The sequence below is a fragment of the Luteibacter anthropi genome, from assembly GCF_023699965.1.
In the GTDB taxonomy this organism is placed as follows: Bacteria; Pseudomonadota; Gammaproteobacteria; order Xanthomonadales; family Rhodanobacteraceae; genus Luteibacter; species Luteibacter anthropi.
The window spans coordinates 804,215-817,678 of record NZ_CP077072.1; the positions used below are offsets into that span (position 1 = coordinate 804,215).

General features: G+C 66.9%; 10 protein-coding genes. 4 read left to right on the forward strand and 6 right to left on the reverse strand.

Features of this window, described 5'->3' with window-relative positions; translation table 11 throughout:
- Positions 1-5 precede the first annotated feature (5 nt).
- Positions 6-2,153, reverse strand: coding sequence for an adenosylcobalamin-dependent ribonucleoside-diphosphate reductase (locus KR767_RS03690; RefSeq protein ID WP_250878140.1), 2,148 nt, complete (start codon positions 2,151-2,153; stop codon positions 6-8).
- Positions 2,154-2,521: 368 nt separating this feature from the next.
- Between KR767_RS03690 and KR767_RS03695 the strand changes: the two genes are divergently transcribed.
- The 4 genes from KR767_RS03695 (at position 2,522) to KR767_RS03710 (ending at position 7,766) form a co-directional block, all read left to right on the forward strand.
- A complete protein-coding gene (locus tag KR767_RS03695; RefSeq protein WP_425602720.1) occupies positions 2,522-3,892 on the forward strand; it encodes a Do family serine endopeptidase in 1,371 nt (456 codons plus the stop codon).
- Between the two features lie 236 nt (positions 3,893-4,128).
- Entirely contained in the window at positions 4,129-5,622 is a 1,494-nt protein-coding gene (locus KR767_RS03700) for a LysM peptidoglycan-binding domain-containing protein (RefSeq protein ID WP_250878141.1), read from the forward strand.
- Between the two features lie 3 nt (positions 5,623-5,625).
- Positions 5,626-6,324: an HAD family hydrolase gene (locus KR767_RS03705; RefSeq protein WP_250878142.1), complete on the forward strand. Its 699-nt coding sequence runs from the start codon at positions 5,626-5,628 to the stop codon at positions 6,322-6,324.
- Between the two features lie 68 nt (positions 6,325-6,392).
- Positions 6,393-7,766, forward strand: coding sequence for a leucyl aminopeptidase family protein (locus KR767_RS03710; protein ID WP_166952272.1), 1,374 nt, complete (start codon positions 6,393-6,395; stop codon positions 7,764-7,766).
- Here the strand turns inward: KR767_RS03710 and KR767_RS03715 are convergent.
- The 5 genes from KR767_RS03715 to KR767_RS03735 all read right to left on the reverse strand — a co-directional run bounded on the left by KR767_RS03715 (position 7,757) and on the right by KR767_RS03735 (position 13,388).
- The gene (locus KR767_RS03715) at positions 7,757-8,071 is read right to left on the reverse strand and encodes a hypothetical protein (RefSeq protein WP_166952269.1); all 315 of its coding nucleotides are present in this window, start codon (positions 8,069-8,071) and stop codon (positions 7,757-7,759) included. The genes KR767_RS03710 and KR767_RS03715 overlap by 10 nt on opposite strands.
- A 179-nt stretch (positions 8,072-8,250) precedes the next feature.
- Positions 8,251-8,721: a DUF4019 domain-containing protein gene (locus tag KR767_RS03720; RefSeq protein WP_166952266.1), complete on the reverse strand. Its 471-nt coding sequence runs from the start codon at positions 8,719-8,721 to the stop codon at positions 8,251-8,253.
- Positions 8,722-9,047: 326 nt separating this feature from the next.
- Positions 9,048-9,719: a hypothetical protein gene (locus tag KR767_RS03725; protein WP_250878143.1), complete on the reverse strand. Its 672-nt coding sequence runs from the start codon at positions 9,717-9,719 to the stop codon at positions 9,048-9,050.
- A 3-nt stretch (positions 9,720-9,722) separates the two neighbouring features.
- Positions 9,723-11,198 (reverse strand): anthranilate synthase component I, encoded by a 1,476-nt coding sequence (gene trpE / locus KR767_RS03730; RefSeq protein ID WP_166952260.1) that lies wholly within the window; start codon positions 11,196-11,198, stop codon positions 9,723-9,725.
- 186 nt (positions 11,199-11,384) lie between these two features.
- The gene (locus KR767_RS03735) at positions 11,385-13,388 is read right to left on the reverse strand and encodes an ATP-binding protein (protein WP_250878144.1); all 2,004 of its coding nucleotides are present in this window, start codon (positions 13,386-13,388) and stop codon (positions 11,385-11,387) included.
- Positions 13,389-13,464 lie beyond the last annotated feature (76 nt).

The following is a 13,464-nucleotide window of genomic DNA, read 5'->3' on the forward strand; positions in this document are numbered from 1 at the left end:
GGGTTTCAGAACTTGCCGTAATAACCTTCCTTCAGGGCATCGAAGAGGTTGGCGGCGGTGTGCATCTCGCCGTCATATTCAACTTCTTCATTGCCCTTCAGTTCGACAACGCTACCGTCTTCCAATTCGAAGCGGTAGTGGGTGCTCTCAAGATCGGCTTCCTTGACGAGTACACCCTGGAACGCGGCGGGGTTGAAACGGAAGGTGGTACAGCCCTTCAGACCCTGCTTGTAGGCGTAAAAATAGATGTCCTTGAAGTCGTCGTAAGGATAATCGGTAGGGACGTTCGCTGTCTTGGAAATCGAGCTGTCGATCCACTTCTGCGAGGCGGCCTGGATGTCCACGTGCTCTTTCGGGCCGATGTCGTCGGCCGCCACGAAGTATTCCGGCAGCCGGATCTTCGGATCGTCGGTGAATGGCATCGCCTCGCTGTTGATCAGCGCCCGGTAGGCCAGCAGCTCGTAGCTGTACACCTCGACCTTTTCTTTCGATTTCTTTCCTTCGCGGATCACGTTGCGCGAATAGTGATGGGCGAAGCTGGGCTCGATGCCGTTGGAGGCGTTGTTGGCCAGGCTCAGCGAGATGGTGCCGGTGGGGGCAATGGAGGTGTGGTGGGTGAAGCGGGCACCGGTCTCGGCCAGGGCGTCCACCAGGGCCGGCGCCACGCCGGCCACGCGCTGCATGTAGCGGGAATACCTGGCGTGGAGCACGCTGCCGCGGATACGGTCGCCGGATTCCCATCCATCCCTCGCCATTTCCGGGCGCTTGCGCAGCATGTCGCCCGTAACGACGTACTCGCGCGCCAGCACCGGTGCCGGGCCTTTTTCCTTCGCCAGGTCCAGCGCCACTTCCCAGCCGGCCACCGCCATCTCGCGGGATACATCCTCGGTGAAGGACACCGCCTCGGCGGAGCCGTAGCGCATCTTCAGCATGGTGAGGGTGGAACCCAGGCCGAGGAAGCCCATGCCGTGGCGGCGCTTGGACAGGATTTCCTCGCGCTGCTCTGCCAGCGGCAGGCCGTTGATCTCCACCACGTTGTCGAGCATGCGGGTGAACACGCGCACCACCTCGCGGTATTCGTCCCAGTCGAAGCGGGCCTTGGGGCCGAACGGGTCGCGCACGAACAGGGTGAGGTTCACCGAGCCGAGCAGGCACGAGCCGTAGGGCGGCAGCGGCTGCTCGCCGCAGGGGTTGGTGGCGCGGATCTGCTCGCACCACCAGTTGTTGTTCATCTCGTTGACGCGATCGATGAGGATGAAGCCGGGCTCGGCGTAGTCGTACGTCGAGACCATGATCATGTCCCACAAATGCCGCGCGCGGATCTGGCCGTAGATCTTGCAGGCCACCAGGCCGTCCTCGCGCACCACGTAGTTCTCGTGGATGGGCCATTCGCGCCAGAGAACCTTGCTGGCGTCGTCCAGGTCGATCTCGTCGCGCTCCTTCACGTGCACCGGGAAGACGGTGGGCCAGTCGCGGTCGTGCTCAACGGCGTCCATGAAGCCATCGGTGATCAGCAGCGAGAGGTTGAACTGGCGCAGCCGGCCGTTTTCGCGCTTGGCGCGGATGAACTCCCGGGCATCCGGATGGCTCACGTCGAAGGTGCCCATCTGCGCACCACGGCGGCCGCCGGCCGACGACACGGTGAAGCACATCTTGTCGTAGATATCCATGAAGGACAGCGGACCGGACGTGTAGGCGCCGGCACCGGACACATACGCGCCGCGCGGACGCAGCGTGGAAAACTCGTAGCCGATGCCGCAGCCGGCCTTCAGGGTGAGGCCCGCCTCGTGCACCTTCTGGAGGATGTCGTCCATCGAATCGGCGATGGTACCCGACACGGTGCAGTTGATCGTGGAGGTGGCGGGCTTGTGCGCCAGGGCACCGGCGTTGGAGGTGATGCGGCCGGCCGGAATCGCGCCACGGCGCAGCGCCCACAGGAAGCGGGCATTCCAGTGTTCGCGCAATTCGGGGGTGGCCTCCACGTCGGCCAGCGCACGGGCTACGCGCTGGAAGGTGCCGTCCACGGAGTCGTCCACGGGCTCGCCGGACTTGGCCTTCAGGCGGTACTTCTTGTCCCAGATGTCGTACGAGGCAGGCTGTAACGGAATGGCCGCGGGATCGATGCCCATCGCGTGCGCACGTGCAGTGCTCATGTCGTCGTCATCCTCTCAGCCGGATGCGTGTCCGGCCTGTTGCCATGGGAGCGTCGTCGCACCGTGTCGGAGCCCTCCCCCGGAAGCGGCGCCGACCCATCGACCGTCTCTGCGTTACCGCGCGCGGAAAACCGTTTGCGGGCGATGGTTTGAAGCAGGAATCTCACGAGCCACAACACCACTTCTTGATGATCATCAGTTAACGAAACACAAGATGTTGTGGTTGCTGACGTGGCGAACCTTACCCCCGGCGCATGGCGATGTAAAGTGTCGGAAAACGCTGTCGCGCATCATGAAACCGATGCGTGCCGGCGTGGTCGAATGCGGCGATCCACGTGCCCGGAGCACACCTGCCAAGGAGCGTTTCCATGACCTCTCGCCTTCACCGGCCACTTCCCTCCCTGCTGCTCGGCGCAGCCCTGGCCATGGCGCTGGCTCCGCCCGCCTTCGCCTCGCTGCCGCCGGCCGTCAACGGCGAACCCCTGCCCTCCCTCGCGCCGATGCTGGCGAAGGTGACGCCGGCGGTGGTGAACATCTCCACGAAGACACGCGTGCGCACGCGCAATGCGTATGCCGACGATCCGATCTTCCGCCAGCTGTTCGGCGGCCAGGGCGTGCCGCGCGAGCGCGTGGAGCAGAGCCTGGGCTCGGGCGTGATCGTGGATGCCGGGAAGGGCTATGTGCTCACCAACAACCATGTCGCCGGTGGTGCGGACGACATCACGGTCACCCTGCAGGACGGGCGCGACTTCAAGGCAAAGGTGGTCGGCACCGATCCGGATACCGACCTCGCGGTGTTGCAGATTCCCGCCGAGCGCTTGCAGGCCCTGCCCGTGGCCGATTCCTCGCAGCTGCGCGTCGGCGATTTCGTGGTGGCCGTGGGCGATCCGTTCGGCCTGGGACAGACGGCCACGTCGGGCATGGTCTCTGCACTGGGGCGTTCGGGCCTGGGCAAGGGCTTCCAGAATTTCATCCAGACGGATGCCTCGATCAATCCGGGCAATTCCGGTGGCGCGCTGGTGAACCTGCGCGGCGAGCTGGTGGGCATCAACTCGATGATCTTCACGCCCTCGGGCGGCAACGTGGGCATCGGCTTCGCCATTCCCACCGATCTGGCCACGGGCGTGATGAAGCAACTGCTCGCCTACGGCAAGGTCCGTCGCGGCAACCTGGGCGTGGAAGTGCAGGACATCACGCCACGCATCGCCCAGGCGCTGGGGCTGAAGGACACCAATGGCGCCGTGGTCACGCGGGTGAACCAGGGCTCGCCTGCCGATGGCGCGGGCTTGCAGACGGGCGACGTGCTTACCGCCATCGACGGCAAGCCGGTGCGCGGCGCACAGGACCTGCGCAATGCCGAGGGCCTGCTGCCGCTGGGCGCGCAGGTGAAGCTGGCGGTGCGCCGCGATGGTACGCCGCGCGATGTGGAGGCCACGATCGAGGCGGTGAAGCTGGCGACGCTGGATGGCGCGAAGGTGGACAAGCGCCTGGCGGGGGTCACGCTGAACGACCTGTCGTCGGACCAGAAATCGCAGGGGCTGTATGGCATCGTCCTGAGTGCGGTGTCGCGCAGTTCGGTGGCCTATCAGGCCGGATTACGTGACGGCGACGTGATTGTCGCCATCGCCCAGCAGCGCATCAACGGTGTGAAGTCACTGCCCACGACGGGCTCGCTGCCGGTGCGGCAGCTGCTGCTCTCGGTCGTCCGTGACGACGCCGTCTACTACGTCGTCCTGTAGGAGCGCGCCTTGCGCGCGACCGGGTCGGAAGATGTGAGCGGGTCGCTCCGATCCGGTCGCGCGCAAGGCGCGCTCCTACAAAAATGGGCGTGTGGGGGCGCGCTCCTACAGCGTCAGCTTTGGTTCGGCTTCGGGAGGGCAGGATGCTGAACGACGTCAATGGTGCGCGCGGGCCTTCAATAGCCCACAATTGCGCCCTTCAGCCTACCCCGTTCCTTCCGAGGTTCTTGCCGTCCATGTCTCTTCGTCTCGCGCGACTGTTCACCGCCACGCTGATCGGCCTTAGCGCCTCTGCCACCGTTCTTGCCGCTGGAACGCAACTTGTCTGGCGTGGCGACATCACCACCGCGCGTGGCGTGGTCACCGATGTTGCCAAGGCATGGGAGAAATCCGGCAAGGGCAAGATCGAACTGCAGCCCTTCAACACCGCCTCGGGCATCGATGCCGTGGTCAACGGCACGGCCGACCTCGCCGGTTCGGCTCGTCCGAGCGTGGGCGCCGCGGAACAGGCGCTGACCTTCACGCCGGTGGCGTGGGACGCGCTGGTCATGGTCACCTACCCGTCGAACCCGGTGAGCAACATCACGCTCAAGCAGCTGCATGACATCTACATGGGCCGCATCACCAACTGGAAGGACCTCGGCGGCGACGACGCGCCGATCAACCTCTACTCGGTGGCCAGCCCGGGCGACGGCGTGGAATACAGCATGCGCAAGCTGCTGTTCGGACGCGGCAACCAGCCGGTGGCAGCGCCCCGCCTCTACGTGAACGTGGCCAAGCTGGAAGAGGGTGTCACCCTCGACCGCCACGGCCTCGGCGCTAGCACGCTCGCCGGCGCGGCAGGCAACAAGAAGCTCAAGGTTCTTTCGATCGATGGCGTCGCGCCGTCGTCGTCCACGGTGGGCAGCGGCGCCTATCCGCTCTACACCGAGCTCTACCTGGTCACCAAGGACGCCAATCCGAAGGCGGCCGACATCAAGGAATTCCTGGCGTTTGTCACGTCCGGTTCCGGCAGCTCGCTGCTGCGTGCGCATAGCCTGGTGCCCTACGCCGATGGCCTGGCCCTCGCCTCGGGCGATGCCGCGCGTCGCGCGAAGATCGCCTCCGTGGTCGGTACCCGCGCGAACGTGGGCGAACCGATGACCACGCCAACCGCCGTGGCTGCCGCTCCGGCTGCTGCACCGGAAGCCGTCGCCAAGGCCGAAACCAAGGGCAAGGGTGGCAAGACGAAGGAGCCGAAGGCCGCGGTCGCCGCCGCCGAGCCGTCGCAGTTCGCGAAGGTGCAGGGCACCGTCGCCACCACCGCGCACGTCGGTTTCTCGGGTATCCACGCCGATGCCATCACCGTGTCCGACAACGGCAAGCGTGGCGGCAAGTTCGCCAAGGTCACGTCCGACGTGGTCACCGTGAAGGGCAAGCCGGTCGCCAAGCCCCTGGCTCCGGCCGACAGCTCCGAGAAGCCCTCGGGCAAGATCGAAACGCCGAAGGTGAGCGAAGCCAAGCCGGCCAAAGTGCAGGAGGCCAAGCCCGCCAAGGTGGAAAAGAAGGAAGTGGCCAAGGCCGAGAAGAAGCCTGCTGCTGCCTCGCACACCTACAAGGTGTCCACCGGCGACACGCTCTATTCCATCGCCAAGCGCCACAACATCGACGTGAACCAGCTTCGTGCCATGAACGGCCTGAAGGACAACAACGTCAAGCCCGGCCAGGTGCTCAAGGTCGGTGCCCGCTAAGCCGTGCTGATCCGCGCCGTCTCGCTCGACCTCGATGACACCCTGTGGCCGGTACTGCCGGCCCTGATCGAGGCCGAGCACTGCGCCGATCGCTGGCTCAAGGAGCATCACCCCGCGGTTGCCAGCGCATGGCCTATCCAGGCCATGCGCGAACTGCGCGAGAAGATCTCCAGCGACTACCCGCATCTCGCCCACGATTTCAGCGAGCAGCGTCGCCTCACCATCCGCCACGCCTTCGCCACCTGCGGCATCGAGGATGCCCCGGTCGAAGAGCTCTGGCGCATCTATTACGTGGCACGCAACAACGTCGAGCTGTATCCCGACAGCCTCGCGGCCCTGGAACGCATCGCTGCGAAAGTGCCTATCGCCAGCGTGTCCAACGGCAATGCCGACCTGGAAATGATCGGCCTGCACCACCTGTTCAAGGCCCGCCTCAGCGCCGGCCGCGTGGGCTTTGCCAAGCCAGACCCGAAGATCTTCCTAGCCGCAGCCCACGAGCTGGGCGTGAGCCCGGCCGAGATCCTGCATGTCGGCGACGACCCGCTGCTGGACGTGGTGGGTGCCCGCGAAGCCGGGCTGCGCACGGTGTGGCTGAATCGCACGGGCGAGCGCTGGTCGCATGGCCCCACACCCGATTTCGAGTTCACCGACATGACCGCTCTTGCCGACTGGATTGACAACTCGGTCGATGCCCGCCGGTAGAATAGCGGCCTTCAATTGCAATCATCCATTGTCGCGGTTGCCAACGACCGCGAGGCACGGGAGCCGTAATGTCGTTGATCGAACGCAAGTCTGGAAAACGTAACGTCGTCGCCATCGAAACCGTCGACGCCGCCGGCATGGCCGCGGTCGAGGCAAGGCTCAGCGCGACACACCGCCAGTGGCTGGCGGCGACCGGCTTCCGTCCCACGCCTGGCGCCCTGGCGCTGCTTCCCGACGCCAAGGGCCACATCCATCGCGTGCTGGTGGGCGTGGATCGCGCCGACCCGGTGTCCGCACTGGGCGACCTGGCGCGCAGGCTGCCGGAAGGCTCCTACGAGCTGGTCGAGGATGGCGTCATCGACGATCACGAGCTGCTGGCGCTCGGCTGGGCATTGGGTGCCTACCGTTTCGAGCGTTACCGCAGTACGGGCCGCGAACCGGCCTCGCTGTGCGTCGACGGCTCCACCCTGCGCACGTTGCAGCCGCTGATCGAGGCCACCGCGCAGGTGCGCGACCTCGTGAACACGCCCACCGAAGACATGGGGCCGGAGCAGTTGTCCGAGGCGATCCATGCGCATGCCGCCGAGCACAAGGCGAAGGTGCGCGAGTGGGTGGGCGACGAACTGCTGGAAGCCAACTTCCCCACCATCCACGCCGTGGGTCGCGCCAGCCATCGTCCGCCACGCCTCATCGAGCTCACCTGGGGCAAGAACTCCAACCCCAAGCTGGTCATCGTCGGCAAGGGCGTGTGCTTCGACACGGGCGGCCTGGACATCAAGCCGTCCGACGGCATGCGCTGGATGAAGAAGGACATGGGCGGCGCGGCGCATGCGATTGCGCTGGCCGGCCTGGTGATGCGCGCGCGTCTGCCGGTGCGCCTCACCCTGCTGGTGCCTGCGGTGGAGAACGCCATCGCCGGTAATGCCATGCGTCCGGGTGAGATCATTCGCACGCGCGGCGGTCATTCGGTGGAAGTGGACAACACCGATGCCGAGGGTCGCCTGGTCCTGTGCGACGCCCTCGCCTTCGCGGCCGAGCAGGCGCCGGATCTCATCGTGGATTTCGCCACGCTCACCGGTGCCGCGCGTATTGCGCTGGGTCCGGACCTACCCGCGTTGTTCACCAACCGCGACCAGCTCGCCGATCACGTGATCGGTTCGGCCGAGGCCGTGCACGATCCGATGTGGCGCCTGCCGCTGTGGCGTCCGTACCGTCGCATGCTGGATTCCTACCTCGCGGACTTTGCCAATGCGGGGCCGTCGCGTCATGCCGGTGCCATCACGGCGGCGCTGTATATGGAGCGCTTCATTCCCGACAGCCAGAACTGGATGCACCTGGACACCTACTCGTGGAACGACGGCGACCGCCCGGCGCATCCGCGCGGTGGCGAGGCCCAGGGCCTGCGCGCGTTCTTCCGCTTCCTGTCCGAACGTTATTCCTGATCGGCGCCTTCGCCGGCAACCTGCGCGCTCCTGGCTTTCCACGCGATGACCGCGCGCAGGTTGCGCTCCATTTCCGCGAGGGTGAGCGGGAAATAGTTATCGTCCCGGTCCGAGGCCTGCCAGCTGGCGATGCGCTGGTCGGTGGCCGGCACGCCGATGGCGTTGAGGGCCTGGCGCACGTCAGCGGGGTCGAGATCGGTAGCCTGCAACACCAGTTGCCATAGCCAGTTCATGCGCTGCGGATCGACGCCACGCGTCATCGGCGGCCGGGTGTATTCGCGCGCGGGGATGTCCTGGTCTGTCATGCGAAGGCCTTGGGGGAGTCGGCGGGTCAGTATGCCGTCATTGCGCCTTCGCCGCTCTTGTAGGAGCGCGCCTTGCGCGCGACCGGTATTGCGCGAACGTTGAACATGATCGCAGCATCCGGTCGCGCGCAAGGCGCGCTCCTACAGGGTGTGTGCTTCCGCTTGTGATCCCTGCATCCTCAGGCTTCCCGCTGCACCGGGCGCACGACGTACCCGACCGGTAACCAGCCCTGCGCCCCGGGTGCCAACGACACGGTCTCGTACTGCGTCGCATGGACGAAGTGCGCGATGAAGATCACGTTGAGGTAATCGCCTTCCGGCAGGCCCACGGGATCGCGGACGCGCGTCACCTCGAACCATTCGCGCGATTGCAGCGGCCCCCGATCGATCCGTATCCGGCGCAGGTAGCGTTGCCATTCGCCGCGCGGCACGCGCTTCTGCATCAAGGCCCCGGCTTCCAGCCACATGGCATCGGAACGCCTGCCGTCGGCCAGGCGCACCCAGTGGGTGGCACCGCTGACGGCGTTGTCGAGGGAGTTTGGCTGGGGACCGAGCCGCGGAGTACCCGCGACAGTGAGCAGCGCGCCGATGGCGGCGGCGCTGGGCGTGACGGTGGCGATCCGGGCACCGTGAAAGCTCGACACGCTCATGGGATGTCCTCCGTGGGTGACGGGGACAGGGTCGTATCGTTGGAGGAGTGAGGCAATCGGCCTGATGGTCTAGGCCTGGGTGGTGGGGTCGCGCGGCCGGGCGTTGTGGCTTTGCCGGTCGCGCGCAAGGCGCGCTCCTACAAGGGCATCGGCGACTCTTAGGAGTCGCGCCTCGCGCGCGACCATCAAGCAGCCGCACGACCAGATCAGCGCCTCCCTGTAGGAGCGCGCCTCGCGCGCGACCATCGAGCAGCAGCACGACCAGACTAGCGCTTCCCTGTAGGAGCGCGCCTCGCGCGCGACCGGCGAAGCCGAGAAGTAGCCCCTCAGCGCTTGCCGAACGCCAGCACTTCGGAGGTGTAGGTCTCGACCACCAGGCTGAAAGGCTCGTTGGCGGCCGTGTACAGCACCGCACGATGCCTCAGCACCTCGTGCGGAATCGTCAGCGCGCCTGCACGCGGTGCCGGCAGCGGGGCGTCCATTTCCCAGCCCTTCGGCAGCGGCGCCCACAGGAGGTCGGCGCTGATCGTCTGGCGGCGGAAGTGGAGGTCCTGCACGACCTTGCCGAACGGCTGGTCGGTGGTGTCGAGGATATGGTTCATCTCCGGCGTAAGCCGCGCGGGGACATACCAGTTATCCGCCTCGGAAAGCACATGCTCGCCGCAGGCCAGCTGCACGCGGCGATAGCGCACCGGCTCGTCGGCGCCGATGCCCAGCGTCTTGCGATCTTCATCCGCCAGCGGCTTGTCCTGTCCCTTCACCCGCCGGGCGAGGATCTTCGCCTCACCGGCCAGCCCGTGATCGCCACACCAGCGCTCCAGCGTGAGCGTGGCGCTGGGATGGCTGAGCAGGTCGGCGTTGAGGGTTTCCAGCAAGGCCAGGGCCTGCGTGCGCGAGGCGACATCGTCACTCCACGCTTCGCGGGCCTGCACGGGAGCATTGCTGGTGGCGGCCATGACAGCGATGGAACCGGCAGCGATGAGGATACGGGTATGCATGGCTTAAAGCCCCTTGGCCGCCTGCGCCACGGCGCGGAACAGCGCGCGGCCCTTGTTCATGGTTTCTTCCCACTCGGCGCCCGGGTCGGAGTCGTAGACCACGCCGCCGCCGGCCTGCACATGCAGGCGGCCGTCCTGGATGACCGCCGTGCGGATCGCGATGGCGGTGTCCGCATCGCCCCACCAGCCCAGCCAGCCGATGGCACCGGCGTAGATGTTGCGCTTGAAGGGTTCCAGCTCCTGAATGATCTCCAGCGCGCGGATCTTCGGCGCGCCGCTGACCGTGCCCGCCGGGAAGGTGGCCTTGATGACGTCCATGTACGACATGTCGCCCTTCAGGTTGCCTTCCACCTGGGACACGATGTGCATCACGTGGGAGTAGCGCTCCACCACGAAGGATTCCGTAAGCTCTACCGTGCCCGTCTCGCTCACCCGGCCCACGTCGTTGCGGCCGAGGTCGATCAGCATCAGGTGTTCGGCGCGCTCCTTCGGATCGGCCAGCAGCTCGGTTTCGAGCGCGGTGTCTTCGGCTTCGTCCTTGCCACGGCGACGCGTGCCGGCGATGGGACGCAGCACCACGCGGCCGTTCTTCAGGCGCACGAGGATTTCCGGCGACGAGCCGACGATCTGCGTGGTACCGATGTCGATGAAGAACATGTACGGCGAGGGATTCATCGCACGCAGGGCGCGGTAGACGTCCACGGGCCGCGCGTTGAAGCCGATGCTCAGGCGCTGCGAGGGCACCACCTGGAAGATGTCGCCGGCACGGATGTACTCCTGCGCCGTGCGCACCATGGCTTCGTATTCCTCGCGGGTGAACGAGGATTTGAAATCGGATTCATCGAGCGCCGCAGGCTGCAGCAGCTGCGGATACGACACGCCGCCCTGGCGCAGGCGGAAGGCCAGCGCGTCGAGGCGGCGCGAGGCTTCCGCGTAGGCCTGCGGACGCGAGGGATCGGCATGCACGATGAGGTACAGACGGCCCTTGAGGTTGTCGAACACGGCCACTTCGTCGGCCAGCATCAGCAGGACGTCGGGCGTGCCCAGTTCGTCGCGCTTGTCCCACTGGGCCAGGCGTTCTTCGATGTAGCCGATGGTCTCGAAGCCGAAATAGCCGACGAGACCGCCGGTGAAGTCCGGCAGGCCGGGCAGCCTGGGCACGTCGTACTGCTTGCGCAGTACTTCGATCTCGGCGAGCGGGTCGTCGAGGTGACGACGCTCGACCACCTCGCCGCTTTCTTCCACCTCCAGCTCGTGGCCGCGCAGGCGATACACGCGGCGCGCCGGCAGGCCGATGATGGAGTGGCGTCCCCAGGTGGCGCCGCCCTCGACCGATTCGAACAGGAAGGTATACGGGCCGTCGGCCAGCTTCAGGTACACCGACAGCGGGGTATCGAGGTCGGAGAAGACCTCGCGCACCAGCGGGATGCGGGTGTGGCCCTGCGCGGCGTAGGCGTCGAATTGTTCGCGGGAGATCATGGGGAGTGCATTGAGGGGTGACTCCCGATTGTAGGCCCACCCGACGACCAGAGGCACGCCCCTGTAGGAGCGCGCCTTGCGCGCGACCGGATAAACCGGAGCGTTCAGGCCAAAACCGGTCGCGCGCGAGGCGCGCTCCTACAGGGGATGCCATTCCGGTTTATCCGGTCGCGCGCGGGCGCGCTCCTACACGGAGAGGCGTTGTCGGGGCATGCCGCGCAGGTGGAGGGTGAAGGCGACGCCGTCGTCGATGTTGCGGGCGCTGGCGGTGCCGCTGTGGCGTTCGGCCACGAGGCGCACGACGTAGAGGCCCAGGCCTAGATGCGGGGCATCGCCGGGGGTGGCCTTGTCGCGCAGGCTCACCAGCGAATCGAACAGGCGGCCCTGCATGGCCTCCGGCAGGGGCGGTCCCTGGTTGGCCAGCTCGATCTCGGCGCCGTCGGCCACCGGCCGCAGGCCGATGCGCAGCCAGCCGTCGGCCGGGGTGAAGGACAAGGCGTTGTCGAACAGCTTGTCGAGCGCCTGGGCGATCAGCTCGGGGGCCACGTGCATGCGCACCGGGCCGGGCGGCAGCTCGGTCTGGATACGCCGCTGGCCGGCCAGCCCGCGATACCCCTCGGCGCAGCCGCGCACGATCTCGGCCAGGTCCACGTCCTCGGCTTCGGCCGCGGCGATGGCGCGCTCCATGCGGCTGGCCTCGCTCATGGCGCGCACCAGCGCACCAAGACGGGCCACGCCATCGCGAGCACGCGCCAGGTAGGGCTCGGCCTCCTTCGGCAGGCCGGCATGATCGAGGTTGTCCAGCGACGATTTCACGATCGCCAGGGGCGTATTGAGCTCATGCGACAGCTTGGAAGCCAGCGTTCGCAGGTAATCCGTATAGCCGCCCACCACCTCGAACAGGCGCTCGAAGCTGCGCGCGAGGTCACCCAGCTCGTCGGTGGCATCGGTAAGGGGGAAGGGGCCGTCCAGCCGTCCGTCGTTCTGCTGCGCGCGCTCGGCGGCATTGCGCAGGCGACGCAGGCGGAAGGTGAGCCGCGTGGCAAACAGCAGCAATACGCCCCCGGCCACCAGCAGCACGGCAAAGCTGGTGATCAGCAGGCCGAACAGTGCCCGGTTCGCCAGCAGCGGTACGGAGCGGCTGGGCTGTTCCAGCAGCACCAGGCCGTGCAGCTTGCCGCGCATGGTCACCGGCATCGCCGCCGCCAGCACCACGCTGCCGCGTGCCTCGCCGGCACGCCATGCCGTGGAGGGGTGATCCTGCTGGAGCGCACGGCGCACCTCGGGCAGGTCGATGCGTGGAGCATCCTCGGCCCAGGGAGCGGCATCGTCCAGGCGCGTGGCGAGCAACGAACGGTAGACCAGCGACGCGAACCAGCCCGGACGATCGGCAGCCGGCATGTCCGGCAGCGACAGCTTGCCGGCCTGCCCCAGCAGCCATGCATCGGGCGACAGCACGCGCACCCGCACGCCATCCGGCGCCAGACGCGCCAGCTCCTGCGACAGCGCCGTGGAGAAATCGAGCAGCGGCCGGTTGTCGGCAGACAACGGCTCGCCACCGCCATCGGCGGCCAGGTGCACGCCAATGCCGAAGTGATCGAGGCGCAGCCCACGCGGCAGGCGGAATTCCGCATGAAAGCCACCGCCGTCTTCCTGCCACTGGGCGTTGATCCGGTCGGGTAGCACGCCGGCACCGGGATCGAGCGCGATGGCCGTGGTGGGTCCGGGCGCGGCGCTCGCCAGCAGGTAGCGCTGCGCATCGTCGCCGCTGGCGATGGACACGATCAGATGATCGGCCGAGAGGGCCAGGCGATCACCCGCATCCGCACGACGGCGCGATGGCGCGCGTACGTCGATATAGACGTAGAACCAGTGATCGTCCTCGGCCAGCATCACCCGGCCGTTGCGATCCAGCGACTGCGCCCAGGGACTCAGCGGTGCCCAGTCATCGCCGTAACCATCGACGGTGATGGGCACGTTGGTCCGCTGCACGTACCAGGATTTGCCGGCCGGCGGCAGCGGCGCGTCCACCACGACGAGGCTGCGCGCAAGTGCGCGGGCGGAAGCCACCAGTGCCTGCGCCTGGCCTTCGCGCAGCAGGGTTTCCATCTGGCGCACGTACAGCCATCCGGCCACCGGCAGGGCCAGTGTGCAGAGGGCGACGAGAAGAAGTTTGCGACGAAGCGTCATACCAGGGCTGTTGTAGGAGCGCGCCTTGCGCGCGACCGGGTGTCTGGAAGATATCGCAGGGACGGTCGCGCGCGAG

Coding starts and splice junctions, on each gene's coding strand:
- KR767_RS03735 (WP_250878144.1), bottom strand. CDS start 13,388: ATGACGCTTCGTCGCAAACTTCTTCTCGTCGCCCTCTGCACACTGGCC.
- trpE (WP_166952260.1), bottom strand. CDS start 11,198: ATGATCTCCCGCGAACAATTCGACGCCTACGCCGCGCAGGGCCACACC.
- KR767_RS03725 (WP_250878143.1), bottom strand. CDS start 9,719: ATGCATACCCGTATCCTCATCGCTGCCGGTTCCATCGCTGTCATGGCC.
- KR767_RS03715 (WP_166952269.1), bottom strand. CDS start 8,071: ATGACAGACCAGGACATCCCCGCGCGCGAATACACCCGGCCGCCGATG.
- KR767_RS03700 (WP_250878141.1), top strand. CDS start 4,129: ATGTCTCTTCGTCTCGCGCGACTGTTCACCGCCACGCTGATCGGCCTT.
- KR767_RS03690 (WP_250878140.1), bottom strand. CDS start 2,153: ATGAGCACTGCACGTGCGCACGCGATGGGCATCGATCCCGCGGCCATT.
- KR767_RS03710 (WP_166952272.1), top strand. CDS start 6,393: ATGTCGTTGATCGAACGCAAGTCTGGAAAACGTAACGTCGTCGCCATC.
- KR767_RS03695 (WP_425602720.1), top strand. CDS start 2,522: ATGACCTCTCGCCTTCACCGGCCACTTCCCTCCCTGCTGCTCGGCGCA.
- KR767_RS03720 (WP_166952266.1), bottom strand. CDS start 8,721: ATGAGCGTGTCGAGCTTTCACGGTGCCCGGATCGCCACCGTCACGCCC.